This window comes from Kribbella swartbergensis, from assembly GCF_054784135.1.
The window spans coordinates 788,859-815,855 of record NZ_BAAGPM010000014.1 but is presented as its reverse complement, the minus strand read 5'-3'; the positions used below and the strand labels follow the sequence as shown (position 1 = coordinate 815,855).

Sequence of the window (26,997 nt, the reverse complement as noted above, 5' to 3'; positions counted from 1 at the left end):
GCTACCTGTGAACCTGGAGGTTTGCCTCACCTCACGTCGGGCGAATGCCTTTACTCCGTGGCGATTGCTCGCAGGACGTCGAGGCGGGCGGCCCGGCGTGCGGGCCACACCGCGGCCAGTACGCCGACGGCACCGGCAAGCAGTACGGCGAGCAGCAACTGCAGCACCGGGATGTCCAGCACACCGAGACCGTTGTCGACCATGACCCGCTGCACCGACGCGGCGAACAGCACACCGATCACCAGTCCCGCCAACGCACCGAGCAGCGAGATCGCAATCGACTCGACCCGCAGCATCCGGCTCAGCTGCGGCCGGTCCATCCCGATCGCGCGCAGCAACCCGATCTCCCGGGTGCGCTCAACCACCCCGAGCGCCAGCGTGTTCACGATGCCGAGAATCGCGATCAGGATCGCCAGCGCCAGCAGCATGCCGATCACGCCGAGTGCGACGTTGACCGGGCCGCGGGCATCGGCGACGTACGCCTGCTGGTCCCGGACCTGGATCGTCGGGTAGTCCTTCAATTCCCCGAGGATCGCCTGCCCGGCCTGTGTCGCGTCGGTGCCCCGCGCGACGTCCACGTACAGCACCGAATCGGTCGGTGCCCCGCTGATCGCGTCGTACGCCGGGAGCGAGAGGACGACCGCGTTGAGCTGCCGGTTCGGGGCGAGGATGCCGCCGACGGTGAGTCGGTGTTCGCCCGTGGTCGTGGTCAGGTCGAACGTGCCGCCGACCGGCAACGCGAGGGACGTGGCCAGCGTGCGGGGCACAAGCGCTTGGCCGGAGCCGAGTCCGTCGAGGGAGCCGGACTCCAACTTCACGGTGATCGGGCCGTTCAGGGTGCCGTCGCTGACGCCGCTGACCTGGACCTTCGTGTCACCGACCTTGCCCTGCTGCTGCCGGACCCGGTGGACCGACTCGACGCCGGGGACCTTGGCGATCCGGTCGGCCACCGCTGGGCTGAACGACGCCGGGTCGTCGGAGTTGACGACGAGTTCCGACGTACCGATCTCGTCGGCGATGGTCTTCTCGATGGACGCCTTGGCCGAGGCGGCGATGACGATCAGGCCGCTGATCAGGGCGACCGAGATCATCAGCGCCGACGCGGTGGCCGACGTACGGCGTGGATTGCGCTCGGCGTTGCGACGGCCCAGCGTGACGGCGGCCTTGTGGCCCAACGGCCACAGCAGAGCGCGTACGGCGTACCGGCTGACGAGCGGACTGGTCATGACGATGCCGAGCAACGTGATCGCGGCCGCGAAGGCCAGCAGGACGGCCCCAGGCAGGCCTCGGGTCTGCAGAGCGATCAGGTACAGCGTGACCGCCATCAGCAGCATGAACCCGCCGATGAGCAGCCTGACGAGCATCGAGCGCTCAGGCAGGGCGACGTCGTCGCGCAACGCGGCCATCGGCGGAAGCTTCCCCGCCCGCCGCGCCGCCGGGTACGCCGCGGCGACCGTGACGCCGATCCCGATCAGGTAGCACGCGACGACGGTGGCGGCGCTGATCTGCAGCGACGAATCGGGGATGGACAGCTCGAGCATCCGGTAGAGGAACCGGAGGCCCGCGGCGACCCCGATCCCGAGGAGCAGGCCGAGGGTCGAGCCCAGCGCACCGATCACCAGCGCCTCGACGAGAACCGTGGCGGTGACCTGGCCGCGGGACGCGCCGATCGCGCGGAGCATGGCGAGCTCCCGGGAACGCTGAGCGACCAGCATCGCGAACGTGTTGACGATCAGGAACGCGCCGACGAAGAGCGCGAGCCCGGCGAACAGCATCAGCACCGTGCTGTACCCGCCGAACGCGGTGTCGAGCGCGTTCTCCCCATCGGCCGCCACTTGCGCGGCGGTGCGGATCTTGACGGTGTCGCCGATGGTCCGGGCGATCGCCCGGCTGACGGTTTCCGGGTCGGATCCGGCGGTCACGGCCACGCCGACCGAGGTCCAGCCCGGTTGACCGAGGAGGAGTCGCTGAGCGGTCCCCGGATCGAACGTCACCAGGGGAGCGCCCGCCGCCGGGCCGGCGATGGTCGGGGTGGTGATCGCGGTCAGCTCGGCGGTCACGGCCTCCGTCGCGGTGACGACGCGGACCTGGTCGCCGACGACGTACCCTTCGCGCGTCGCGGTCGACTGGTCCAGCGCGAGCTGGGACTCACCCCACGGCGGTCTCCCGTCGAGGAGCCGGAACGGCGCCGTCCGGGCGTCCCTCGGCCAGGCGCCGCCGTACGTCGGCAGCCCGTAGGTCTCGGTGGGTTTCCCGTCCGGACCGAGGATCTGGACGTCGCTGACCAGGATCTCCGGGTTGACGCCGGCCACCCCTGGGACGGCCGCGATCCGCTCGACCGTGTCGGAGGTGAAGGTCGCCGGCCGGCCGGATCGGACGCCGACCGGGTCGACCGGGGTCACGGTGATGTCCGCCGTACTGCCGGAGAAGTTCCTCTTCAGCGCCGCCGACAGGGTGTCGGTGAAGACCATCGCGCCGCCGACGAACGCGATGCCGAGCACGACCGCGACCGTGCACAGGACGAACCGCAGCCGGTGGGCCACAACCGACCGGAGGCCGAGCTTGAACATCAGCCGGCCGTTGCCGCAGTCGCGTCGAGCCGTTTCATCGTGTCCAGCACGGACTCGGCGGTCGGGTCGAGCAGCTCGGACCGGAGCCTGCCGTCGGCGAGGAAGAGCACGCGGTCGGCGTACGACGCCGCGGCCGGGTCATGCGTCACCATGACGACGGACTGGCCGAAGTCGCGAACGGACCGGTGCAGGAACGCGAGTACGTCGGCCGACGACCGGGAGTCGAGGTTGCCGGTGGGCTCGTCGGCGAACACGACATCGGGCCCGGAGGCCAGCGCACGGGCGCAGGCGACGCGCTGCTGCTGCCCGCCGGACAGTTCGGACGGCTTGTGGCCGAGGCGATCCCTCAGGCCGGTCGTGTCGATGACGGTGTCGAGCCACTCCTGATCGGGTTTGCGGCCGGCCAGGTCGAGGGGGAGCGTGATGTTCTCCAGGGCGGTGAGGGTCGGGACCAGGTTGAACGTCTGGAACACGAACCCGATCCGGTCACGGCGCAGATGGGTCAGGTGCTTCTCGGGCAGCCGGGTGATGTCCAGGTCGCCGATGAAGACCTGCCCGTCGGTCGGCTTGTCCAACCCGGCCAGACAGTGCAGCAGCGTTGACTTCCCGGAGCCCGACGGGCCCATGATCGCGGTGAAGCGGCCCTGACCGAACTCGGCACTCACGTCGGCCAGCGCGTCCACCTGCGTCTGGCCGCTGCCGTACCGCTTCCACAATCCAACCGCCCGCACCGCCACGCTCATGCGACGAACGCTATCCACCCGGGGTTCCTCCGGCCGCACAACCCCGATGGTGGCGTCAGCCGTCGACGCCGACGAGGTCCACGCCGGCCGACTCGGCGGCGACCTCCTCGACCGAACGGTTGGGCAGTGGCGGGGGTGTGCCACCCCAGGCCGGGCAGAGCGCCTTGTGGTCGCACCACTCACAGAGCGGGCCCGGGCTCGGGCGCCAGTCGCCGGACTCGAGCGCCCGGGTGATCGCCATCCACAGCGCCGACACCTTGCGTTCACAAGCGCGCAGATCCGCCTCGTCCGGGACATAGCGGACGATCTCGCCGTTGCCGAGGTAGACCAGTTGCAGCATCGCCGGGACGACGCCGCGCAGCCGCCAGAGCACCAGCGCGTAGAACTTCATCTGGAACAGCGCCTTGGCCTCGAAGAACTCCGACGGCGAACGACCCGTCTTGTAGTCGACCACCCGGATCTCGCCGGTCGGTGCGACATCGAGCCGGTCGACGTAGCCCCGCAGTACCAGGCCGGAGTCGAGCTCGGTCTCGACGTACAGCTCCCGCTCGGCGGGCTCCAGAGCGTTCGGGTCCTCCAACGTGAAGTACTTGCCGAGCAACTGGTGCGCCTCGGCCAGCCAGCCGGCCAGCTCCTCGCCGGTCGCGTCCTCGGCGAACAGCTCGGCCACCTCGGGCTCGGCGGCCAGCACCTGCTGCCACTGCGGCTCCAGCATCTCCGCCGCCCGCTCCAGCGTCCGCTGCCCGCGCGGCAGGTCGAACAACCGCTCCAGCACGCCGTGCACGACGGTGCCCCGGACCGCCGCGGTCGACGGCTTCTCGGGCAGCCGGTCGATCACGCGGAACCGGTACTTGAGCGGGCAGCTCATGAAGTCCGCGGCTCGCGACGGTGACAGCGCCCCGCGCGGATGCCCGTGCGGATCGGCTTGGAGTGCGACGCTCATGCCAGAACACTAGGCGAGCCCACCGACACTTGGGGTGCCCACACCCCGAGCCTGTGGAAAACCTCCCAGGGAACTCCCGACGGACTTTCGGAAAACCATCGGCTCGAGTTGCCACGCTGGTCCCATGACGCCACCACCGAAGCCACCCCGTGAACACGACCTGGGCCTGGAGTACGACCTGCGCACGCTGCGCCGCCGCCGCTTCCTCGGCCTGTTCGCCGGCGCCGGCCTCGCCGCCGTCGCCGGCTGCTCGGCGGACGAGGCGGCCGATTCGCCCACCGCCGGTCCCACCTCCACGAGCCCGTCGGCCACCGCGACCTCCAGCAGTCCGTCCGCGAGTGCGACGACCGGCACGACCGATGTCGACGAGATCCCGGCGGAGACCGCCGGACCGTACCCCGGTGACGGCTCGAACGGCCCGAACGTGCTGACCGAGTCCGGCATCGTCCGCAGGGACATCACCAGGTCCTTCGGCTCCGCCTCGGGTGTCGCGACCGGCGTACCGCTGACCGTCGAACTCACCATCCTGGACGCCGCCAAGGACACGCCGCTGCCCGGCGCGGCCGTCTACCTGTGGCACTGCGACGCCGAGGGCCGCTACTCGCTCTACTCCGACGGCGCCACCGACGAGAACTATCTGCGTGGCGTCCAGGCCGCCGACGCGAGCGGCAAGGTCACCTTCACCTCGATCTTCCCGGCCGCGTACCCGGGCCGCTGGCCGCACATCCACTTCGAGGTGTACTCGAGCCTGTCCGAGGCCACCGCCGCAGGGAGGATCAGCGCCACCTCGCAGCTCGCCTTCCCGAAGGACGTCTGCGACGCCGTCTACGCCACCGACGGGTACGACGGCAGCGCACGGAACATGGAGCGGACCTCGCTGGAGGACGACAACGTGTTCGGCGAGGACGGCGGCGTCCACCAGCTCGCCACCGTCACCGGTGACAGCGGCAGCGGGTACGTCGCGAAGCTGAATGTCGGCGTGTGAGCCGGGTAGGTAGCACGGAGTTACCAGCGGGCAAGTAGCGTTGGGTCGATGCCAGAACCGCGTGATCCTCAGAGCCCCGCCCAGCCGGCCGGCCCGCCGCCGCCCGGTACCTGGGTCCTCGGCCGTGTCCGCGGGATCCGGCTGACCATGCGCTTCACCTGGCTGCCGGTGGCGATGCTGCTGGCGATCGGGTTCGCCGCGATCATCGGGCAGCAGTTCCCCTCCCTGGGCAGCTGGCGCTACCTGGCCGCGTTCGCGTTCGTGGTCGCGTTCACGGTGTCGATCCTGGTGCACGAACTGGCGCACGCGCTGATGGCGATGCGGTTCGGCATCGGGGTGTCGGAGATCAACCTGGGCTTCTTCGCGGCCGGCACGCACATCGAGGGCGAGCGGAAGTCACCACTCGAGGAATTCGCCGTCTCGGTGGTCGGCCCGATCGCCTCGCTGGTGGTCGGCGGTCTGGCCTACTTCGGCTCGCGCGGGCTCGACGAGGGCGTCGCGTACGTCGCCCTGTGGGAACTGGGTGTGGCCAACCTGATCGTCGGGGTCACCAACCTGCTGCCGGGCCTTCCGCTGGACGGCGGCTGGGTGCTCCGGGCGGCGGTCTGGAAGCTCACCGGCAACATGCACACCGGCACCATCGTGGCCGCCTGGGCGGGCCGGCTGCTGGCGATCACCGTGCTCGCGGCGCCGATCCTGCTGGAGGAGATCTGGGGCCGGCAGCCGACGATGATCGACTTCCTGATCGCGCTGGCGGTCGGGTTCTTCCTCTGGATGGGGTCGACCGCCTCGTTGATGCAGGCCCGGCTCAAGCGCAAGCTGCCCGCGCTGCAGGTCCGTACGCTGGCCCGGCGTGCGATCGCCGTCCACTCGAACACGCCGATCTCCGAGGCCGTCCGGCTGGCCGGCGAGGCGCAGGCCGGGGCGGTCGTGGTGATCGACGGCGAGGGCCGGCCGCACGCGCTGGTGTCGGAGTCCGCGGTCGCCAAGGTGGCGCCGAACCAGCGCCCGTGGACCAACGTCAGCGAGGTCGCCACCCGGATCAGCGCGGGCCACATCATCGGTGTCAACGACACCGGTGAGGAGATCCTCAAGACGCTCCGCGAGAACCCCGCCTCGGAGTACCTGGTCCTCGACGCCACCGGCTCGGTGTACGGCGTCCTCGCCACCGCCGACATCGAACAGGCCTTCCGCACCCGCTGAAGGAACCTGGGTTACGCCGAACAGGTGACGGAAAGTTAGGGTGAGCGCCTTATGGCTGAGTTGCGTGACTTCCCTGACCAGGCGTTCTCCGGTGTCCACCACGGGCCGTTGCAAGCGGGGGAGTGGATCACCCTGCAGGACTCCAAGGGCCGCCGGCACTCGGTGCTGCTGGAGAGCGGGAAGATCTTCCACACCACCAAGGGCGGGATCGCGCACGACGACCTGATCGGCGGGCCGGACGCGGTGGTGATCAAGTCCAAGGGCGGTGTGGAGTACCTCGCCCTGCGGCCCCTGATGGCCGACTACTCGGTTTCCATGCCACGCGGCGCCGCCGTGATCTACCCGAAGGACACCGCTCAGATCGTCACCATGGCCGACATCTTCCCGGGCGCGAAGGTGGTCGAGGCCGGTGCCGGGTCCGGTGCGCTGACGACCGCCCTGTTGCGCGCCGTCGGAATCCACGGCCAGGTCATCTCGTTCGAACGACGGGAGGACTTCGCGGAGGTCGCGCGGAAGAACGTGACCGGGTTCTTCGGCGGCGAGCACCCGGCCTGGCGGCTCGAGGTCGGCGACCTGGTCGAGAAGCTGAACGAGCGGGACGTGGACCGCGTCGTACTGGACATGCTGGCGCCCTGGGAGTGCGTGGACGCCGTCGCGGAGGCTCTGTCGCCGGGTGGGGTGTTCTGCGCGTACGTCGCCACCACGACCCAGCTGAGCCGTGTTGTGGAGACGCTGAGGGCACATGGCGAGTTCACTGAGCCACGGGCCTGGGAGTCGCTGGTGCGGGACTGGCACGTCGAGGGCCTGGCCGTCCGGCCGGGGCACCGGATGCAGGGCCACACCGCGTTCCTGGTGACCTCCAGGAGGATGGCTCACGGGGTCCAGGCTCCCCGGAAGAAGCGCCGTCCGGCCCCGGGAGCCTACGGCGACGACTACGCCGGGCCCCGGCGCGCGGAGACACCGCAAGACATGCCGAGAGCAACGGACTGATCCGCAACCGACACGTGATGGGATTCAGCTTGCCCAGGGAGGTTTTCTGGGTAAGGTCCATAGGGTCGAGCCCCACATGGTGAGGTGATGATCGTGGCTGGAGACGAGAGTCCTACCGCGGCAGAGCTGCGCAACCAGGTCCGGTACCTGGAAGCCGAGGTCGCAGCGCTGCGGCGTCGGCTGTTGGAGCACCCGGCGGACAGCCGGTCGCTCGAGAGCAGACTGTCCGAAACCCAAGCTTCCCTGGCGAGTGTCACCGCTCAGAACGAGCGGCTGGCCGAGACGCTGCGGGAGGCGCGAGAGAAGATCATCGCCCTGAAGGAGGAGGTCGACCGGCTGGCGCAACCGCCGTCCGGTTTCGGCACCTTCCTCGGCCGCAACGACGACGACACGCTGGACGTGTTCACCGGGGGCCGCAAGCTCCGCGTCGCGGCGAGCCCGTCGGTCGACCTGGACGCGCTGAAGCTCGGCCAGGAACTGATGCTGAACGAGGCGCTGAACGTGGTCGAGGCCTGCGAGTTCGAGGTCGTCGGCGACGTGGTGATGCTGAAGGAACTGCTGGCCGACGGCGAGCGGGCGCTGGTGATCGCGCAGGCGGACGAGGAGCGGGTGGTGCGGCTGGCGTCGCCGCTGCTCGACGTACCCCTGCGGGCCGGTGACTCGCTGCTGCTGGAGCCACGGTCCGGATATGTCTACGAGAAGATCCCGAAGTCCGAGGTCGAGGAGCTGATCCTCGAAGAGGTGCCGGACATCGACTACACCCAGATCGGCGGCCTGTCCGGCCAGATCGAGCAGATCCGGGACGCCGTCGAGCTGCCGTACCTGCACAAGGACCTGTTCCTCGAGCACGAGCTCAAGCCGCCGAAGGGCGTCCTGCTGTACGGCCCGCCGGGCTGTGGCAAGACGCTGATCGCGAAGGCGGTGGCCAACTCGCTGGCCAAGAAGGTGGCCGAGCGGACCGGGGTGGAGGGGCAGAAGTCGTTCTTCCTCAACATCAAGGGTCCGGAGCTGCTGAACAAGTACGTCGGCGAGACCGAGCGGCACATCCGGCTGGTCTTCCAGCGGGCCCGGGAGAAGGCCTCCGAGGGCATGCCGGTGATCGTGTTCTTCGACGAGATGGACTCACTGTTCCGCACCCGCGGTTCCGGGGTGTCCTCCGACGTGGAGAACACCATCGTCCCGCAGTTGCTGAGCGAGATCGACGGCGTCGAGGGCCTGGAGAACGTACTCGTCATCGGTGCCTCGAACCGTGAGGACATGATCGACCCGGCGATCCTGCGGCCGGGCCGGCTGGACGTGAAGATCAAGATCGAGCGGCCGGACGCCGAGGCGGCCCGGGACATCTTCTCGAAGTACCTGACCCCCACCCTGCCGCTGCACGCCGACGACCTGAGCGAGTTCGGCGGCGACCCGGCCGAGTGCGTCAACGCGATGATCCAGCGCGTGGTCGAGCGGATGTACACCGAGGCCGACGAGAACCGGTTCCTCGAGGTCACCTACGCCAACGGCGACAAGGAGGTCCTGTACTTCAAGGACTTCAACTCGGGCGCGATGATCCAGAACATCGTCGACCGGGCCAAGAAGATGGCGATCAAGGCCTACCTGGACGAGAACCAGAAGGGTCTGCGCGTGCAGCACCTGCTGCAGGCGTGCGTGGACGAGTTCAAGGAGAACGAGGACCTCCCGAACACCACGAACCCCGACGACTGGGCCCGCATCTCCGGCAAGAAGGGCGAGCGGATCGTCTACATCCGGACCCTGGTGTCCGGCAAGCAGGGCACCGAGCCGGGCCGCTCCATCGACACGGCCACCAACACGGGTCAGTACCTGTAACCCGCCGTACCACGACTGCCCCCGGACATCCACTGTCCGGGGGCAGTCGCTGTTGGTGGCAGGAAGGTGCAACCGGGCCCGGCGGGGCGCGGCAGCTCGCGACGATGAGGCGGCCGGCGAACAGGCCGGCGTCCGAGCTGAGGAGATTGACGATGAGGAAACCTGTGATCGTCCTGGCCGCCGCCGCGATGGTGGCCATGACCGCGGCCGGCGGGGTGGTGTGGTCCGGCCGGCTGTCGGCCACCGAGGCGGCCACCGGCGAGCTCACGCCGACGGCCGGCGCGGTGCGGGCGAGCACGAGCGACGACAACGTGCCGGCCAACGTGATCGACGACGACCTCGCGACGCGGTGGTCCGGGAAGGGCGACGGCGCCTGGCTCGAGCTGGACCTGGGCACGACGAGGACGGTGTCGGCGGTCAAGCTGGCCGTCTACAAGGGTGACGAGCGCCGGAACGACTTCGAGTTGCGGGTGCTGACCGGCGGCCGCTGGAAGACCGTGTACGACGGCGAGAGCAGCGGTACCACCACCGGACTCCAAACCTTCTCCTTCGCCGCCGTGAGCGCCTCCAAGGTCCGGTACGTCGGGCATGGGCACACCCTGGTCGACGACGACGAGCACGGGGCCTGGAACAGCCTTACCGAAGTCCAGGTATGGGGCGAGGGCGGCCCCACCCATCCGCCGACTCCGCCGACCAGCCCGCCCCGCGGCGACGTGCCGGCCAAGGTGCTGGACCTGACGAACTGGAAGGTCACCCTGCCGACCGGCGGAGACGAGAAGCCGACCGAGATCAAGCAGCCGCAGCTGGCGTCGTACACGGTCGATCCCTACTTCACGGTGAACGGCAACGCCGTCCAGTTCCGGGCGCCGGTCAACGGAGTGACGACGAGCGGGTCGAGCTACCCGCGGGCCGAACTCAGGGAGATGACCGCGAACGGGACGAAGAACGCGGCCTGGTCGTCCACCTCGGGCACGCACACGCTGACCGTGAAGGAAGCCTTCGTCAAGCTCCCGGCCGGCAAGCCGCACGTGGTCGGCGCGCAGATCCACGGCGGGGACGACGACGTGACGGTGTTCCGGCTCGAGGGCACCAAGCTCTACGTCACCGACGGGGACAACCCGCACCACAAGCTCGTCACCGGCAACTACGTGCTCGGGACGCCGTTCGAGGCGAAGTTCGTGGTGTCCGGCGGCCAGGTGAAGGCGTACTACAACGGCGTACTGCAGACGACGCTGAAGAAGTCCTTGTCGGGCGCCTACTTCAAGGCCGGGGCCTACACGCAGGCGAACTGCGAGAAGTCCTCGCCGTGCAGCGCGTCGAACTACGGCGAGGTCCACATCTTCGACCTGAAGGTCCAGCACAGCTGAAGGGTGGGACCGGGGTTTCCCCTGATTTCGGCCAGGCCGGTCCGGGCCTACCTTGCTGCTATGGCGACGGACGAGGTGCGCAAGGACCTGCGGGCTGCGGTGGCGGCGCGGCAGGAGCTGGGGCCGGAGTACGAGGCCGAGATCATCGACAGCTTCCTGGAGAAGCTGGACGCCCGCGAGGCGCAGCGCCACGGCCAGGACATCGAACTCCGCAGACAGGACCAGCTCCTGGAGGCGGCCGGCCTGAAGCGCCGCGAAGGATCGGATCCCGGCGGGCTGGCGCTGGCGATCATCTCGGTGATCGCCGCCATCCCGATCACCGCCATCGCCGCCGACCTGACCGGACTCGCCGGCATGCTGATCAGCTGGGCCGGTCTGGTGGGCATCAACTTCGCCTGGACCGCCAACCGCCGCAACTCGCGTTAGGCGGGGCCGGAGGGCAGGTCGACCAGGCTGCGGACGTACGGCCCCAGGAGGGCGGTGGTGTCCGGGACGAAGGGCCATTCGTCCAGACGCCGTACCAGCTCTTCCGGGGCCATCCAGGCGCCCCAGTCGACCTCCTCGGGCTGGTGGGTGACCGGGCCGTCCCAGACGCAGGTGTACAGGTAGGCGTGGTAGTTGGTCGACTCGTCGGCGTAGTCGCCCTCCGGGAGCTTGACCAACTCCACACCGGTGATGCCGAGTTCCTCGGCCAACTCCCGGACGACGGCGTCGTACGGGTCCTCGCCGGCGGCTATGACACCACCCGCGGAGAAGTCGTAACACGCCGGGAAGACGTCCTTCGTGGCGGTCCGGCGGTGTACGTAGATGTCGCCGGCCGGATTCCGGACCAGTACGCCGGTCGCCGCGTGCCGCAGGTTGTCCCGGCGCATCACCGACCGCGGCACCGACCCGATCACCTGATTGTCCTCGCCCAGGATGGCCACCATTTCGTCCACCCCGGCAGTTTCACACGTAACCAGGTGGACACAGCAACGGCTTTCACGCCCTCCACCGCGTAGGCTCGTTCGCATGAGTGTTCGGCGGATCATGGGGACCGAGACCGAGTTCGGCATCTCGGTCCCAGGCCAGCCCGGGGCGAACCCGATGCTGACCTCGAGCCAGGTGGTGAACGGCTACGCGCAGACGCAGCCGCTCGCCCGCAAGACGCGGTGGGACTTCGACGAGGAACACCCGTTGCGGGACGCGCGCGGCTTCGACCTGAGCCGGGAAGTGGCCGACTCCAGCCAGCTCACCGACGAGGAGACCGGCCTCGCCAACGTGATCCTCACCAACGGCGCCCGGTTGTATGTCGACCACGCCCACCCGGAGTACTCCGCACCCGAGACGACCAACCCGCGCGACTGCGTCGTCTGGGACAAGGCCGGCGAGCTGGTGATCATGGAGGGCGCCCGGCAGGCCCGGCAGATTCCCGGAGCGCCGCCGCTGAACCTCTACAAGAACAACACCGACAACAAGGGCGCGTCGTACGGTTCGCACGAGAACTACCTGATGCGCCGGTCGACCCCGTTCGCGTCGATCGTGCGGCACCTGACCCCGTTCTTCGTGAGCCGTCAGGTGGTCACCGGCGCCGGCCGGGTCGGAATCGGCCAGGACGGCACCGCGCACGGTTTCCAGATCAGCCAGCGGGCCGACTACTTCGAGGTCGAGGTCGGCCTGGAGACGACGCTGAAGCGGCCGATCATCAACACCCGCGACGAGCCGCACGCGAATCCGGACCGCTACCGCCGCCTGCACGTGATCATCGGTGACGCGAACCTGTCCGAGATCTCGACGTACCTGAAGGTCGGCACGACGAGCCTGGTGCTGGCGATGATCGAGGACGGCTGGCTGACCGACGACCTCGGCGTGGACCGCCCGGTGACCGCGCTGCACGAGGTCAGCCATGACCCCACCTGCACGCACCTGATCACCCTCAAGGACGGTCGCAAGCTGACCGCGGTCCAGCTGCAGACGGAGTACCTCGAGCAGGCCCGCAAGTACGTCGAGGACAAGTACGGCGACGACGCCGACCGGCAGACCAAGGACGTGCTGCACCGTTGGGAGCAGGTGCTCGACCAGCTCGCCACCGACCCGATGAAGCTGGCCGACCAGCTGGACTGGGTGGCGAAGCTGAAGCTGCTGCAGTCCTACCGCGACCGCGACGGCCTCGAATGGGACGACCCGAAGCTGCACCTCATCGACCTGCAGTACGCCGACCTGCGCCCGGACAAAGGCCTGTATCACAAGTTGGTCAAGGCCGGCCGGATGCAGCGGCTCGTCTCCGACGAGGAGATCCGGATGGCGGTCTCGCACCCGCCGACCGACACCAGGGCGTACTTCCGCGGCCGCTGCATGCAGCAGTACGCGCCGCAGGTCGCGGCCGCCTCGTGGGACTCGGTGATCTTCGACCTGCCGGGCAAGGAGTCGCTCCAGCGGATCCCCACCCTGGACCCGTTGCGGGGCACGAAGGCCCATGTCGGAGCGCTTTTGGACCAGTGCGACACCGCGAGTGACCTGGTTCGCACCATCACTGGGGGTGCCGCCGGGTAGGGTCGCTGTAGATGCACTCGAGGGGACGGTTGGGCGTCTCCTCTTGCAGCGGTTCTAGGAGGTGTGTGCCATGGCGAAGGACGGCGGGCAGCAGCACAAGCAGCCGAAGCGTTCGACGACCGAGGAAGAGATCGAGCAGGTCGAGACGTCCGAGGACGTCGCCGAGCGCAAGGAGCGGCTCGACGAGGACGTCGACTCGATCCTGGACGAGATCGACGAGGTGCTCGAGGAGAACGCCGAGGAGTTCGTCCGCGGGTTCGTGCAAAAGGGTGGGGAGTGAACCGCTCGATGACATTCGATGCCTCCGGCCGGTTGCCGGAAGCCTTTCTGACCCCAGGCGGCACGTCCTTCATGGACTTCCTGGCCGGGCACGCGCCCGACCTGCTGCCGGGACGGCGCAGCCTGGGGTCGGCCGATTTTTCCGACGACGTTCCGCACGGTACGACGATCGTCGCGGCCACCTTCCCCGGTGGCGTGGTGATGGCCGGCGACCGGCGGGCCACGATGGGCAACATCATCGCCCAGCGTGACATCGAGAAGGTGTTCCCGGCCGACGAGTACTCCGCGGTCGCGTTCGCGGGCTCGGCCGGGTTCGGGCTGGAGATGGTCCGGCTGTTCCAGGTGGAGCTGGAGCACTACGAGAAGCTCGAGGGGACCACGCTCAGCCTGGACGGCAAGGCCAACCGGCTGAGCGCGCTGATCCGGGGCAACCTGGCGATGGCGATGCAGGGACTGGCCGTGGTGCCGCTGTTCGCGGGCTACGACCCCGACATCAAGGGCGGCCGGATCTTCTCCTACGACCCGACCGGCGGGCGGTACGAGGAGACCCACTTCCACAGCGTCGGCTCGGGTTCGCTGTTCGCCCGCGGCGCGCTGAAGAAGCTGTACCGCGACGACCTGTCCGCGACCGACTGCGTCACGGTGACCATCCAGTCGCTGATCGACGCGGCCGACGACGACTCCGCGACCGGCGGGCCGGACATGCTCCGGCGGATCTTCCCGGTGGTCGGCGTGGTCACCGCGGACGGCTACCAGCGGCTGCCGGAGGACGAGGTCGCGGACATCGTCGACCGCGCCTGGGCCGAGCGGCACAATCGCCCCGACGGCCCGGCCTCGGCGTCCCTGACCTGACCTGATCCCGATCGAATAGAGGACGACACCTTCGATGAGCGTTCCGTTCTACGTCTCGCCCGAACAGCTGATGCGGGACCGGGCCGACTTCGCCCGGAAGGGCATCGCCAAGGGCCGCAGCGCGATCGCGCTGCAGTACGCCGACGGCATCCTGTTCGTCGCGGAGAACCGCTCGCCGGCGCTGCACAAGGTGGCCGAGATCTACGACCGGATGGCGTTCGCCGCGGTCGGCCGGTACAACGAGTTCGAGAACCTGCGGATCGCCGGCGTGCGACTGGCCGACATGCGCGGGTACTCCTACGACCGGCGTGACGTGACCGGCCGAGCGCTCGCCAACGCCTACGCGCAGACGCTGGGCGCGATCTTCTCCTCCGGCGGCGAGAAGCCGCTCGAGGTGGAGATCCTGGTCGCCGAGATCGGTGCGAACAGCGCCGAGGACCAGATCTACCGGCTCACCTACGACGGCTCGATCGCGGACGTCCGCGGGTACGCCGTGATGGGCGGCCCGGCCGAGCAGGTCGCGGACTACGTCGGCGAGCACTACAAGGAGGGCATCTCGCTGGCAGGCGCGCTCCGGCTGGCGGTGGACGCGCTCGGGCACGACAGCAACGAGGTCCGGCAGCTCACCCCGGACCAGCTCGAGGTCGCGGTGCTGGACCGGACCCGGACCCAGGCTCGCAAGTTCAAGCGGATCTCGGAGGAGACCCTGGCGCGCATCCTGTCCGAGTCCCGCCCGGACACCACGCCCACCGAGCCCGCGGCCGCGACGCCGGACGCGGACGGCAGCGCGAAGGCAGCCGACGACACCCCGGTCGCCCCACCGCAGGACGACGTACCGGTCGCCCCACCGGAAGACCCGGACGACAACCGCCCCCTGTGACCAACAGCTCGCCAAACCCCAACCCGGCCGCCGCGGACCCCCCGTCCCCGGCGGCCGGTCCGGTCCCACCAGGCATCAGCCGTGTGGTGGGGGATGTGCGGGGTGGGGATCCTGGGGAATGGGTGTTGGTGGGGGAGCGGGTGGGGTTTGACGGGTTTTTGAGCGTGAGGCGGCGGCGGTATCGGTTGCCGGATGGGCGTGAGGTCGACTGGGACGTGTTCGGGCCGAAGACGTCGTCGGGGATCACGTCCGGGATCACCGTTCTGCCGGTGACGCCGGAAGGGAAGATTGTGACGATCCGGATCTTCCGGCCGGGCCCGGACCGGGTGGTCACGAACCTGCCGGGTGGGCTGGTCGAGCCGGGCGAGGATCCGGCCGTGGCCGGGGTCCGTGAGCTCGAGGAGGAGACCGGCTACACGTGCGAGTCGTTCGAGGTCGTGACCTGGAGCTGGGCGGCGGCGTCCTCGATCTACCGCAAGTACATCGGCATCGCCCGCGGCTGCCGGCCGGACGGTCGCCAGGCGCTCGACGAGTTCGAGGACTGTGTACCGGTCGAGCTGACCGTCGAGCAGTTCCGGGCCGAGTTGCGCACACCCGGCGCGATGACCGGCGTCGACGCCGCCTACCTGGCCCTCGACCACGCGAGAATGCTTTGACTGGAACTGGTCACGCCAGGCGCTTGACGAACAGGTCTGCGCACTGAGTGGATGGGAGCTGCAAGCGCCTTCCGCCCGAGGAGTTGCCCATGCGCCGAAGCCTGATCGTCCTGTTCGCACTCGTCGTCCACACCTTGTCCGTCCCGGTCGCCACGGCCGGTCCCACGAAAGAGGTGGCGCCGTTGTCGCCGGAGCCTCAACAGACCAGCACCCGCCCGGACGGGTTCGACCTGGGCAAGACCGTCGGGCTGGTGCACGGCCCGACCACCGATCCCGACGCCGAGCGCGTCGTCCGCGAGACGCTCGCGCGGGCCGGCGTACGGACGGTCGACGATGGACCGGCGGCGGTGACGATCTGGCTGGGTGGTAGCGACGAGGCGCTGCGCGAGTTGGACGTCGAGCCCGCCGACGGGCTGCCGGCCGAAGGGTATGTGCTCGCGATCGGCCGGAAGCACGTCGTCCTCGACGGCGTCGACACCGACGGGACGTACTACGCCGCACGCACGTTCGAGCAGGTTGTCGAGGGCAACCGGGTCGACGGCGTCGAGATCCGCGACTGGCCGACGATGCGCTACCGCGGCTCGATCGAGGGGTTCTACGGCACGCCGTGGTCGCACGCCGACCGGCTCGACCACATCGACTACCTCGGCGCGCACCGGATGAACACCTACGAGTACGCGCCCAAGGACGACCCGTACCACCGGGAGCGGTGGCGCGACCCGTACCCGGCCGACAAGCTGGCCGAACTCGGTGAGCTGATCGACCGGGCCAGGAGCAACAAGGTCGACTTCACCTTCGCGCTCTCACCCGGCCTGTCGATCTGCTACACGTCCGACAGCGACTACCGGACGCTGATCGCCAAGTTCGAGGCGCTCTACGCGCTGGGCGCGCGGGCCTTCAACGTGCCGCTCGACGACATCGACTACAACACCTGGCACTGCCCGGAGGACCGGGCGAAGTACGGCACCGGCGGCGGCGCGGCCGGTCGGGCGCAGAGCGAGTTGCTGAACCGGATCCAGCGCGAGTGGGTCGCGTCGAAGCCGGGCCTGGCGCCGCTGCAGATGGTCCCGACCGAGTACTACAACGTGTCCGAGACGCCGTACAAGAAGGCCCTGCGGGAGCAGCTCGACAGTGCGGTGGTCGTGCACTGGACCGGGATCGGGGTCGTGCCGCGCACGATCACGAGCGCACAAGCGGCCCAGGCGCGGGCGGTGTTCGGGCACGACATCCTGATCTGGGACAACTACCCGGTCAACGACTACGCGGCCGGCCGCATCCTGCTGGCCGACTACAGCGGCCGTGAGCCGGGGATCGCCGAGCACGTCGCCGGCGTGATCTCGAACCCGATGAACCAGGCCGCGGTCAGCAAGCTCGCGCTCTACTCGTTCGCCGAGCTGGGCTGGAACCCGGCCCGGTACGACGAGGAGGCCTCGTGGCACCGGGCGATCGCGGAACGCGCCGGGGGAGACCGCCGGACGATCGCGGCCCTGGAGGTCTTCGCCGACCTGAACACCTACGACTCGACGCTGCACCCGGAGAGCGCGCCGGTGCTGGCGGCCCGGACCACCGCGTTCTGGAAGACCTGGCAGGCAGGCCAGCGGGACGCGGCGATCGAAGCGATCAAGCCCTACTTCACCGCCGTCGAGAAGGCCCCCGCGCAGATTCGTGAAGGGGTGACGGACCCCGCGTTCGCCGACGAGGCCAAGGCGTGGCTCGACGCGACCGTGCTGTGGGGCCAGGCACTGCAGGAATCGCTGCGGCTCCTCGAGCAAGTGGCCGAGGGCAACGGATCGGCCGCCTGGACCAGCCGTCAGCGGATCGAGCAACTGGTCAGCCAGGCGAAGGCGATCCGCGACATCCGGCTGCCGCACTCCAACACCTACCCGCGGATCGGCGAGGGCGTCGCCGACGCGTTCCTCGCCGAGGCCGGCCGGGTCCACGACCAGTGGATGGGTATCGAGCCGGGCCGTACGGCGTCCAGCTCGCAGGGCACGTACTCCGACAACGTCCCCGAGCGGATGATCGACGGCGACGAGTCGACGTTCTACTGGAGCAACGGTGCCCCGGTGGCCGGCGACGAGATCCGGGTCGACCTCGGCGCGCCCAGGGCGATCGGTGACATCGCCGTACTCATGGGGAAGGCGACCAGTCCGCGGGACTACATCCACTCCGGCGTCCTGGAGTACTCGACCGACGGCGAGACATGGACCGAGTTGACCCGTGCGACCACGGCCGAGGTGCGTTTCACCGCCGACGTTACGGCGCGGTACGTCCGCTACCGGGCGCTGGCCGACAACCCGTCGTACTGGCTCGTGGTGCGTGAGTTCGCGATCGAGGTGACGGACGGCTCCGAACTGGTGCTGACGGCAACTGGCACGCCGGCGCCGGCCGCGGGCTCGTCGCTCGGCGATGCGGTCGATGGTGACGTGCGTACGGCGTACGTCGCCGAGCGGGCACCGGCGGCGGGCGACGCGCTGACCGTGACGTTGTCCGCGCCCACCGCAGTCGACCGGATCACGGTCCTGCAGTCCGCCGACGCGTCCGGCCGGCTCGAGGTCCGCACCAGCGAGGGCTGGAAGGAGGTAGGCCAGGTGAAGGCTGCGTACAGCGCGGCGACGATCCCGGTCACCACGATTGACCAGATCCGGATCACCTGGTCGCCCGGCGCCGTACCGCCAAAGGTCCACGAGGTGGTGCTGCACCGGGCCGGCAACTAGGGTTCGCCGCCGGTCCGGCGGTTGCGGGTCACCCGCGGGGACTGGCAGCCGGCCGCGCGGGTCGAGGTGATCGGCCTGGAGGCACGCCGGTCGTGGTTCGTCGCGTAGTGTGGACGGCGGACCGCGACTGGCGTTGAGGTGGAGGACCACCGGGGAACGGTCCGCCGGACGAACCGGCTGAGCCGCGCGCCTGGGCACCTGACCTCTAGGCCCGAAGGAGCGCGCCGGATGACCAAGTTGATGATCGGGACCGACCTCGCCGCCGAACTGGTGGCGAAGACGGCTGAGCGGGCCCGCGTACTGCGGGACAACACCGGTGTCCAGGCGTGCCTGGCGACAGTGCTGGTGGGCGACGACCCGGCCTCGGCGACGTACGTGCGGATGAAGCAGAACCGGAGCCGGAAGGCCGGCATCGCGTCTCGGAGCGTCGTACTGCCCGCGCGGACCACGACCGAGGAACTGGTCGGCGAGCTGCGGAAGCTGTCCGCGGACCCGGAGGTGCACGGGATCCTGCTGCAGCACCCGGTGCCGGCGCACATCGACGAGCGGGCCGCGTTCGAGGCGATCGATCCGGCCAAGGACGTCGACGGCGTGACCACGCGGTCGTTCGCCGCGATGGCGTTCGGCGAACCCGGGTTCCGGTCGGCCACGCCGGGCGGGATCATGCGGCTGCTCGAGGCGTACGACGTACCGATCGCCGGAGCGCACGCGGTCGTGATCGGCCGCAGCCCGATCCTCGGCAAGCCGGCCGGGATGTTGCTGCTGGCATCGAACGCGACCGTCACCTACACCCACTCACGGACCCGCAACCTGCCGGAGATCGTCCGGACCGCGGACATCGTGGTGGCCGCGGTCGGCAGGCCGAACTTCGTCCGCGGCGACTGGCTGAAGCCGGGCGCGGTGGTGGTCGACGCCGGATACAACGAGGGCAACGTCGGCGACGTCCACTTCGACGAGGCGGCCGAGGTGGCGAGCCTGATCACGCCGGTCCCGGGTGGAGTCGGGCCGATGACGATCGCCCTCCTGTTGGAGCAGTCCCTCGACGCCGCCGAGGCACAATCCGAGACGGCTGTCCACGGTCTGACTACTCTGCCCTAGGGTTGAGGCAGACGAGTGAAGGAGGCGGGAACGTGGCGGTACGGGCGATCCGGGGTGCCACCCAGCTGGAGGTGGACGAGCGCGAGCACCTGCTCGAGCGGTCCGCCGAGCTGGTGAAGGCGGTCCTGGAGGCGAACGATCTGGACCGGGAGGACCTGATCAGCATCCTGTTCACCGTCACGCCGGACCTGCACTCGGAGTTTCCCGCGGTGGCGGGCCGGCAGATCGGGCTGACCGACGTACCGCTGATGTGCATGCAGGAGATCGACGTCCCGCACGCGCTGCCCCGGGTGGTCCGGATGATGGTGCACGCCGAGTCGCCGCGGTCCCGGGAGAAGATCCAGCACGTCTACCTGCACGGCGCGGTCGCTCTGCGTCCGGACCTGACAGGCGCCCAGTGACGGGCCGAGTGAGGACACGGTGACCGAGCTGCGCGGCCCGGTCCGGATCGTCGGCACCGGATTGATCGGTACGTCGATCGGCTTGGCGCTGGGCCGGCTGGGTGTGGTGGTCGAGTTGGTCGACGCCGACCCGGACAACGCGTTGATGGCCGAGCGGATCGGGGCCGGGGCCCGGCTGGTCCAGATCGAGCCGCAGCTCGTGGTGGTCGCCGTACCGCCGGATCACGTCGGCCGAGTGGTCGCCGAGCAGCTCGAGCAGACCGACGCGATCGTCACCGATGCGGCGAGTGTGAAGTCCAAGCCGCTCGCCGACGCGCGCCGGCTCACCGGCGACCTGAGCCGGTACGTCGGCAGCCACCCGATGGCGGGTTCGGAGCGGAACGGCCCGCTCGCCGCCCGCCCCGACCTGTTCGACGGAGCGACCTGGGCCGTCACGCCGCACGAGACCAGCGCACCGGAGGCGGTCGAGCTGGTCCGGCGGCTGGCCGAGGCGTCCGGGGCACGGACGGTCGAGCTGTCGGTGGAGGACCACGACCTCGCCGTCGCGCGGGTGTCGCACCTGCCGCACCTGATGTCGGCGCTGGCCGCCGGGACGCTGGCCGACGCGCCCGAGTCACACCTGCAGCTGTCCGGGCAGGGGGTGCGGGACGTGACCCGGATAGCGGCCGGCGACCCGAAGCTCTGGACCCAGATCGTGTCCGCGAACTCGGCCGCGCTGACCGGCCTGCTGGAGCAGATCCGCGACGAGCTGGACCGGGTTCTTGTTGCCCTGGGCAAGGAGGAGGCGGCCGAGGAGCTCACCTCGGTGCTCGGCCAGGGTGTCTCGGGTGCGGTCCGGGTGCCGGGCAAGCACGGTGCGCCGCACATCGACCTTGTCACCGTCCTGGTCACCATCCCCGACCGGCCCGGGCAGCTGGCCCGGCTGTTCGCGGACGCCGCCGCGTCCGGCGCCAACGTCGAGGACCTGCGGATCGACCACAGCCCGGGCCGCCCGGTCGGTGAGGTCGAGCTTGCGGTCAAACCGGGCTCGGTCGACCAGCTGGTCGAGGTCCTGACCGAGCGTGGCTGGGTGGTGCACCGGTAGCCGCCGGGTTGGTCCCCGGTCACGGGTAATCTCTGGGCCATGATCATCGCTGTGGACGGCCCGAGCGGTTCCGGTAAGTCGAGCACCGCCCGAGGCGTCGCCACCCGGCTGGGACTGCGCTACCTCGACACCGGCGCGACGTACCGCGCGGTGACCTGGTCGGCGCTCGAGCACGGCCTGGACCTGGACGACACGGCAGCGGTGGCCGAGCGTGCCCGCGAACTGCGGCTGGAGGTCAGCACCGACCCGGGCCGGCAGTTCGTGATCGCGGACGGTGTCGACGTGACCACCGCGATCCGGGAGCCCCGGATCAGCGAGTCCGTCAGCAAGATCGCCACCAACCTGGACGTCCGCAAGGAGCTGATCCGGCGGCAGCGCGAGATCATCGACGACGCCCAGCCGTCCGGCGGGATCGTGGTCGAGGGCCGCGACATCGCCACTGTGGTCGCGACCGACGCGGAGCTGAAGGTGCACCTCACCGCGGACCAGGACGCGCGGATGGCCCGTCGCGGCGCCGAGCTGGCGGCCGGGGCGGTGACCGCGGAACAGTTGCGGGACCAGATCGTCCGCCGCGACGCGGACGACGCCACCGTCTCGCAGTTCCTGGTGGCCTCGGACGGCGCGGTGACCATCGACTCGACACACCTGACTCTGGAGGAGGTCGTCGACGTCATCAGCCGGCTCGCGAAGGAGGCCGAGGCCGCCGAGAGGTACACCGGCGACCGGGAGTCATGACAGCCGAACTGATCGGGCACCTGGAGCTGCCCCGCACCGACGACCTGCCCCGGCTGCCTTATCGGCTCGCACTGCCGGTCCGGATGATCGCCAGGGTGCACTTCCGGCGCAAGTACAAGCTGACCGTTCACCACGAGGAGTGGTTCCCGCGGACCGGTCCGGTGCTGATGACCCCGAACCACCTGAGCCTCCTCGACGCGCCGCTGCTCGGTGCGATCGCGCCCCGGATGCTGCACCAGCTCGGCAAGATCGAGGCCTTCGGCGGCCTCCAGGGCCGGTTCCTGCGCCGGGTCGGCCAGATCCCGGTCGACCGATCGGCGTACGACGTCCGCGCCATCCGGCAGTCGATCCAGGTGCTGCGCGACGGCCGGGTGCTGAACGTCTACCCGGAGGGGACCCGCGGCGCCGGCGACTTCAGCCGGATCCGGACCGGGGTGGCCTACCTGGCGATGGTGACCGGCGCTCCGATCCTGCCGGTGGCCCTGCTCGGCACGCGGCTGCCGCACGGTGACGTCGAGCGGTTCCCACCGGCCGGGAGCCGGATCGACGTGGTCTACGGCGAGCCGTTCACCATCGACCGCGTACCCTTTCCGAGGAGGCATTCCGACGTACGGGCGGTTGCCGACCAGATCGGCGACGTGCTGCGGGCCCATGTCAGGGCGGCCGTCGAAGCTACCGGCCACCCGCTCCCGGGTGCGCCAGACACGAAGGATCCTGATGAGTGACCTGCCCACCGGCTACGACTTTGCCGAGCCCACGCACGACCGCGAGGACACTGGGCCGCTGCCCGTGCTCGCGATCGTCGGCCGGCCGAACGTGGGTAAGTCCACGCTGGTGAACCGCATCATCGGCCGCCGCGAGGCCGTCGTCGAGGACACCCCGGGCGTCACCCGGGACCGGGTCTCGTACGACGCGAACTGGGCCGGCCGGGGCTTCACCGTGGTCGACACCGGCGGCTGGGACCCGGACGCGGTCGGGATGGCCGCGCTCGTCGCCGCCCAGGCCGAGGTCGCGATCAACGCCGCCGACGCGGTGCTGTTCGTGGTCGACGCGACGGTCGGGATCACGGACGCCGACGAGGCCGTCGTACGGGTCCTGCGAAAGTCCGGGAAGCCCGTCGTACTGGCCGCGAACAAGGTCGACGACCAGCGGATCGAGTCCGAGGCGATGAACCTGTGGAGCCTCGGCATCGGCGAGCCGTTCCCGGTGTCGGCGATGCACGGCCGCGGCACCGGCGACCTGCTGGACGCCGTCCTGGCCGCGCTGCCCGAGGCGCCGCCGGAGCGTGACGCCGAGGCGGGCGGGCCGCGCCGGGTCGCGATCGTCGGCAAGCCCAACGTGGGCAAGTCCTCGCTGCTGAACAAGGTCGCCAAGGAGGACCGGGTCGTCGTCAGCGACGTCGCCGGGACGACGGTCGACCCGGTGGACGAGCTGATCACGCTCGGCGGCAAGGAGTGGCGGTTCATCGACACCGCCGGCATCCGGCGGAAGGTGAAGAACGCCACCGGACACGAGTACTACGCGTCCCTGCGGACCAACGCGGCGATCGAGCGGGCCGAGGTCGTCGTGGTCGTGATCGACGCCTCGGAGCCGATGTCCGAGCAGGACCTGCGGATCATGAACGCGGTCGAGGAGGCCGGCAAGGCGCTGGTGATCGCGTACAACAAGTGGGACCTGGTCGACGAGGACCGGCGCTACTACCTGGAGCGCGAGATCGACCGCGACCTGGTCCAGTTCCGCTGGGCGCCGCGGGTCAACATCAGCGCGCTCACCGGCCGGCACATGGAGAAACTGGTGCCGGCCATCGAGGCGGCGCTGGAGGGCTGGCAGACCCGCGTCCCGACCGGCCAGCTGAACGCGTTCCTCGGCCGGCTGGTGGCGGCGCACCCGCACCCGGTCCGCTCCGGCAAGCAGCCGAAGATCCTGTTCGGCACGCAGGCCACCACGATGCCGCCGACGTTCGCGATCTTCACCTCCGGCCCGATCGAACCGTCGTACCAACGCTTCATCGAACGCCGCCTCCGCGAAGACTTCGGCTTCGTCGGCAGCCCGGTCCACGTCCAGATCCGCCCCCGCCAGAAGAAGCCCAAACGCTGACCCGCAACCCGGTCAGAAACCCCCGGCCGAATGGGGTAAGGTTTACCCCGGCTCGCTGCTGCCAGCGAGTTTCGGGCTGTGGCGCAGTTTGGTAGCGCACCGGTCTGGGGGACCGGGGGTCGCAGGTTCAAGTCCTGTCAGCCCGACAGCAGAGGGGCACCGCTTGCCGGTGCCCCTCTTTTGCGTTCAGTCGACGGTGACCAGGTGCTTCGGTTCCGGCTCGGTGGGGACGCGGAGGGATTCGCCTTCGATGTTTACCTTGGGGGTGAGGCGGTCGAGCCAGGTGGGGAACCACCAGGCTCGGTTGCCGAGGAGGCTGAGGACCGCGGGGACGAGGGTCATGCGGACCACGAACGCGTCGATCAGGACGCCGATGGTGAGGCCGAAGCCGATCGCCTTGATGATCGGGTCGTGGACGAAGATGAAGCCGGCGAACACCGACGCCATGATCAGCGCCGCCGCGGTCACCACGCGGGCGCCGTGGCCGAGGCCCTCGACGGTCGCCTCGGCGGCTTCCTTGCCGTGCACGAACTCCTCGCGGACCCGGGACACGATGAACACCTCGTAGTCCATCGCCAGCCCGAACAGCACGCCCATCATGATGATCGGCAGGAAACTGACCAGCGGCCCGGGCGAGTCCACGCCGAGCAGTGAAGCACCCCAGCCCTCCTGGAACACCGCGACCGTGATCCCGAACGTCGCGCCGATGGTCAGCACGAACCCGAGCGTCGCCTTCAACGGCACCAGCAGCGACCGGAACGCCAGCAGCAACAGCAGGAACGACAAGCCGATGACGACCAGCAGGTACGTCGGCAACGCGTCGGACAGCTTGTTCGACACATCGACCCCGACGGCGGTGTTGCCGGTCACCGAGATCGTCGTCCCGCCAGTCGCGAGCGTCTGTACGGCGGCCCGCAGATTCTTCACCAGGTCCGCGGTCTGCTCGGTCGCCGGACCGCTCGCCGGGATCACCTGCAGCAACCGTGTGGACCCGTCCGCACTCGCCGGACCCGGCTGCACTGCGACGACGCCCTCGAGTCCTTGGGTTTTCGCCAGGACCTGCTCGACCGTCGCACCCGAGGTCGCGGCATCGGCGCTCTTCACGACCACCACGAGCGGGCCGTTAGCGCCCGGCCCGAAGGCCGCTGCGGTCAGGTCATACGCGACCCGCTGGTTCGACCCGGCCGCCGCCGAAGCACCGTCCGGCAACGCGAGCCGCATGTCTGTCACCGGGATCGACAGGACCCCGAGACCGATGATGCCGAGAGCAACGATCGGCACGCGGAAGCGCGTCGTGAACCGGCCCCACCGGAAACCGAACCCTTCGGCCGGCGCGGCCGCCGTTTCCTTCCGCAGCTTGCGCGGCAGCACCCGCTGGCCCACGAACCCGAGCATCGCCGGCAACAACGTCAAGGCGACCAGCACCGCGGTCAGTACGGTCGCAGCCGCAGCGAGCCCCATCGCGGTTAGGAACGGAACTCCGACCAAACTCAACCCGGCCAGCGCGATCACCACGGTCGCTCCGGCGAACAACACCGCAGAACCCGCGGTCGCCGTGGCCCGGCCGACCGACTCCGCCTCGTCCATCCCCTCGGCGAGCTGGGTCCGGTGTCGCGAGCTGATGAACAACGCGTAGTCGATACCGACCGCCAGTCCCAGCATCAGCGCCAGGATCGGCGCGGTCGACGACACCTCGGTGAACGCCGTCACCAGGAACAACCCGGCCATGCCGGCCGCCACGCCGAGCAGCGCGGTGAGCAGTGTCATCCCCGCCGCAACCAGCGATCCGAAGGTGACGACCAGTACGACGGCCGCGATCGCGACCCCGATCACCTCGGTCGCCCCGATCTCGGGGACGCCGCCGACGATCTGGCCGCCCGGGACGACCTGGAGGTCACCCGTGCTGAGTCCGCCGAGAGCGTCGTACGCCTCGGTGGTTGCCTTGGCCAGCTCGTCGGCCGGCTTGTCGAACTGGACGCTGATCAGGCCGGTGGTGCCGTCCGGGCTGATCGCCTTGCTGCTGAAGGGATCGACCGCGGCGATCACCTCGGGCACCTTCGCGACCTGGGCGACCGCGGTGCCGACGGCGGCCTTCACGGCCGGGTCGGTGAGCCTCTTGCCCTCGGCGGCCTTGACCACCACGGTGGCCGAGGCGCCGCTGGCCGCCGGCAGTTCGGTCTTCAGGGCGTCGAGCGCGCGCTGCGACTCGGTGCCCGGGATCGAGAAGGTGTTCGCCGTCTTGCCGCCGAGGGTCAGCGCGCCGACCCCCAGCAGGACGAGGAAGACCGCCCAGACGGCGGCGACGAGCCGCCGGCGCTGGTACGAGAACCGGCCGAGCCGGTACAGCAGATTGGCCATCGGGATGCGTCCGTTCGTGTGGGCAGGGAGAGCCGAGCTGACCGCGCGGGAGTCAGCGGCGGGCGGGATCAGGCGCGGATGAGCAGTCGCCGCAGCGCGATGTCGCAGAGTCTTCGGAGTTCGTCGTCGGTGCGTTCACCGGGATGCCGGCACTCGCCGAGCAGGCCGTTGATGGCGAACATGGCCAGGTCGTTCTCGAGCGGGTCGTCCGACCCTGCCATGTGCCGGGTCAGCTTGATGCCGTCCGCGACCAGTCCGGCGACCTCCGGCATGTCGTCGATCACCGGGATCACGTCCTGGATCACGTCGATGACGCCGCGGTGCACCACGGCGAGGTCGGTGAACTGCCGGATGGTCAGCTCCTGCGCCTCGGCATCGGACAGCTGGTCGGCGGCCTGGACCAGGGCGGCAAGGTCGGCCGCGGCCGGTTCGAGTACGGCGGCCAGCACCGCGGGCTTGCCGTTGAAGTGGTAGAGCACCGTCGCCTTCGAGCATCCGGCCGCGGTCGCGATGTCCTGCAGTGACGTCGCGTTGTAGCCCTTGGCCTGGAACAGGTCCATCGCCTGCCGCACGATCTCGTGCCTGGTCCGCTCCCGGGCGGGGGTGGTGACTGCCATGTCAGCCATCGTCCTGACCGATCGGCCAGTTTTCAACCGATCGGTCAGTTCTGTGGT

The 26,997-nt window shown here is 69.7% G+C and carries 24 protein-coding genes, 1 tRNA gene and 1 riboswitch; of the genes, 19 read left to right on the top strand and 6 right to left on the bottom strand.

The window, feature by feature from the left end:
- Window positions 1–50: 50 nt before the first annotated feature.
- Genes ACYVOK_RS10800 through ACYVOK_RS10790 form a run of 3 tightly spaced genes read right to left on the bottom strand, consistent with a single transcriptional unit; the run spans window position 51 to window position 4,256 of the window.
- Window positions 51–2,570, bottom strand: coding sequence for an ABC transporter permease (locus ACYVOK_RS10800; RefSeq protein WP_460662163.1), 2,520 nt, complete (start codon window positions 2,568–2,570; stop codon window positions 51–53).
- Entirely contained in the window at window positions 2,570–3,313 is a 744-nt protein-coding gene (locus ACYVOK_RS10795; RefSeq protein WP_460662162.1) for an ABC transporter ATP-binding protein, read from the bottom strand. Before ACYVOK_RS10795 ends, ACYVOK_RS10800 begins: the two co-directional genes overlap by 1 nt.
- A gap of 55 nt (window positions 3,314–3,368) precedes the next feature.
- A complete protein-coding gene (locus tag ACYVOK_RS10790) occupies window positions 3,369–4,256 on the bottom strand; it encodes a RecB family exonuclease (RefSeq protein WP_460662161.1) in 888 nt (295 codons plus the stop codon).
- A 124-nt stretch (window positions 4,257–4,380) separates the two neighbouring features.
- Here ACYVOK_RS10790 and ACYVOK_RS10785 point away from each other — a divergent pair, with 124 nt between their 5' ends.
- The 6 genes from ACYVOK_RS10785 to ACYVOK_RS10760 all read left to right on the top strand — a co-directional run bounded on the left by ACYVOK_RS10785 (window position 4,381) and on the right by ACYVOK_RS10760 (window position 11,060).
- Complete coding sequence (locus ACYVOK_RS10785) at window positions 4,381–5,241, top strand: intradiol ring-cleavage dioxygenase (RefSeq protein ID WP_460662160.1); 861 nt, start codon at window positions 4,381–4,383, stop codon at window positions 5,239–5,241.
- A gap of 48 nt (window positions 5,242–5,289) precedes the next feature.
- The gene (locus ACYVOK_RS10780; RefSeq protein ID WP_460662159.1) at window positions 5,290–6,444 is read left to right on the top strand and encodes a site-2 protease family protein; all 1,155 of its coding nucleotides are present in this window, start codon (window positions 5,290–5,292) and stop codon (window positions 6,442–6,444) included.
- A gap of 51 nt (window positions 6,445–6,495) precedes the next feature.
- On the top strand, window positions 6,496–7,434 hold the full coding sequence (locus tag ACYVOK_RS10775) for a tRNA (adenine-N1)-methyltransferase (RefSeq protein WP_460662158.1): 939 nt from the start codon (window positions 6,496–6,498) through the stop codon (window positions 7,432–7,434).
- Window positions 7,435–7,521: 87 nt separating this feature from the next.
- On the top strand, window positions 7,522–9,267 hold the full coding sequence (gene arc / locus ACYVOK_RS10770) for a proteasome ATPase (RefSeq protein WP_460662157.1): 1,746 nt from the start codon (window positions 7,522–7,524) through the stop codon (window positions 9,265–9,267).
- 152 nt (window positions 9,268–9,419) lie between these two features.
- Window positions 9,420–10,634: a polysaccharide lyase family 7 protein gene (locus tag ACYVOK_RS10765; protein WP_460662156.1), complete on the top strand. Its 1,215-nt coding sequence runs from the start codon at window positions 9,420–9,422 to the stop codon at window positions 10,632–10,634.
- Window positions 10,635–10,694: 60 nt separating this feature from the next.
- Complete coding sequence (locus ACYVOK_RS10760) at window positions 10,695–11,060, top strand: hypothetical protein (protein ID WP_460662155.1); 366 nt, start codon at window positions 10,695–10,697, stop codon at window positions 11,058–11,060.
- On the opposite strand, the gene ACYVOK_RS10755 is transcribed toward ACYVOK_RS10760, so the two are convergent.
- Complete coding sequence (locus ACYVOK_RS10755; protein ID WP_460662193.1) at window positions 11,057–11,563, bottom strand: NUDIX hydrolase; 507 nt, start codon at window positions 11,561–11,563, stop codon at window positions 11,057–11,059. The two genes, ACYVOK_RS10760 and ACYVOK_RS10755, sit on opposite strands and share 4 nt — an antisense overlap.
- An 82-nt stretch (window positions 11,564–11,645) precedes the next feature.
- Between ACYVOK_RS10755 and dop the strand changes: the two genes are divergently transcribed.
- The 13 genes from dop to ACYVOK_RS10690 all read left to right on the top strand — a co-directional run bounded on the left by dop (window position 11,646) and on the right by ACYVOK_RS10690 (window position 24,111).
- Window positions 11,646–13,166, top strand: a complete 1,521-nt coding sequence (gene dop, locus ACYVOK_RS10750) for a depupylase/deamidase Dop (RefSeq protein WP_460662154.1) — start codon at window positions 11,646–11,648, stop codon at window positions 13,164–13,166.
- Window positions 13,167–13,236: 70 nt separating this feature from the next.
- Window positions 13,237–13,446, top strand: coding sequence for a ubiquitin-like protein Pup (locus tag ACYVOK_RS10745; protein WP_460662153.1), 210 nt, complete (start codon window positions 13,237–13,239; stop codon window positions 13,444–13,446).
- A gap of 8 nt (window positions 13,447–13,454) precedes the next feature.
- Complete coding sequence (gene prcB / locus ACYVOK_RS10740; RefSeq protein WP_460662152.1) at window positions 13,455–14,297, top strand: proteasome subunit beta; 843 nt, start codon at window positions 13,455–13,457, stop codon at window positions 14,295–14,297.
- Window positions 14,298–14,331: 34 nt separating this feature from the next.
- A complete protein-coding gene (gene prcA / locus ACYVOK_RS10735) occupies window positions 14,332–15,177 on the top strand; it encodes a proteasome subunit alpha (RefSeq protein ID WP_460662151.1) in 846 nt (281 codons plus the stop codon).
- Window positions 15,178–15,341: 164 nt separating this feature from the next.
- Window positions 15,342–15,833 (top strand): NUDIX hydrolase, encoded by a 492-nt coding sequence (locus ACYVOK_RS10730; protein ID WP_460662150.1) that lies wholly within the window; start codon window positions 15,342–15,344, stop codon window positions 15,831–15,833.
- Window positions 15,834–15,922: 89 nt separating this feature from the next.
- Window positions 15,923–18,550 carry a beta-N-acetylglucosaminidase domain-containing protein gene (locus tag ACYVOK_RS10725; protein WP_460662149.1) on the top strand — a complete coding sequence of 876 codons (2,628 nt, stop codon included), beginning with the start codon at window positions 15,923–15,925 and terminating at the stop codon, window positions 18,548–18,550.
- Between the two features lie 113 nt (window positions 18,551–18,663).
- A riboswitch (ZMP/ZTP riboswitch) is annotated at window positions 18,664–18,753 on the top strand.
- A 25-nt stretch (window positions 18,754–18,778) separates the two neighbouring features.
- Window positions 18,779–19,648 (top strand): bifunctional 5,10-methylenetetrahydrofolate dehydrogenase/5,10-methenyltetrahydrofolate cyclohydrolase, encoded by an 870-nt coding sequence (locus tag ACYVOK_RS10720; RefSeq protein WP_460662148.1) that lies wholly within the window; start codon window positions 18,779–18,781, stop codon window positions 19,646–19,648.
- A 32-nt stretch (window positions 19,649–19,680) separates the two neighbouring features.
- Entirely contained in the window at window positions 19,681–20,049 is a 369-nt protein-coding gene (aroH, locus tag ACYVOK_RS10715) for a chorismate mutase (RefSeq protein ID WP_132318093.1), read from the top strand.
- Window positions 20,050–20,068: 19 nt separating this feature from the next.
- On the top strand, window positions 20,069–21,133 hold the full coding sequence (locus ACYVOK_RS10710) for a prephenate dehydrogenase (protein WP_460662147.1): 1,065 nt from the start codon (window positions 20,069–20,071) through the stop codon (window positions 21,131–21,133).
- Window positions 21,134–21,172: 39 nt separating this feature from the next.
- Window positions 21,173–21,868, top strand: a complete 696-nt coding sequence (gene cmk / locus ACYVOK_RS10705) for a (d)CMP kinase (protein WP_460662146.1) — start codon at window positions 21,173–21,175, stop codon at window positions 21,866–21,868.
- A complete protein-coding gene (locus ACYVOK_RS10700) occupies window positions 21,865–22,593 on the top strand; it encodes a lysophospholipid acyltransferase family protein (RefSeq protein ID WP_460662145.1) in 729 nt (242 codons plus the stop codon). Before cmk ends, ACYVOK_RS10700 begins: the two co-directional genes overlap by 4 nt.
- The gene (gene der / locus ACYVOK_RS10695; protein WP_460662144.1) at window positions 22,586–23,965 is read left to right on the top strand and encodes a ribosome biogenesis GTPase Der; all 1,380 of its coding nucleotides are present in this window, start codon (window positions 22,586–22,588) and stop codon (window positions 23,963–23,965) included. The genes ACYVOK_RS10700 and der overlap by 8 nt, the downstream gene beginning before the upstream one ends.
- Window positions 23,966–24,037: 72 nt before the next feature.
- A tRNA-Pro gene (locus ACYVOK_RS10690) sits at window positions 24,038–24,111 on the top strand.
- A 40-nt stretch (window positions 24,112–24,151) separates the two neighbouring features.
- Here the strand turns inward: ACYVOK_RS10690 and ACYVOK_RS10685 are convergent.
- Both ACYVOK_RS10685 and ACYVOK_RS10680 read right to left on the bottom strand, forming a co-directional pair.
- Window positions 24,152–26,323: an MMPL family transporter gene (locus ACYVOK_RS10685; RefSeq protein WP_460662143.1), complete on the bottom strand. Its 2,172-nt coding sequence runs from the start codon at window positions 26,321–26,323 to the stop codon at window positions 24,152–24,154.
- Window positions 26,324–26,391: 68 nt separating this feature from the next.
- Window positions 26,392–26,940 (bottom strand): TetR/AcrR family transcriptional regulator, encoded by a 549-nt coding sequence (locus ACYVOK_RS10680; protein ID WP_460662142.1) that lies wholly within the window; start codon window positions 26,938–26,940, stop codon window positions 26,392–26,394.
- Window positions 26,941–26,997: the final 57 nt, after the last annotated feature.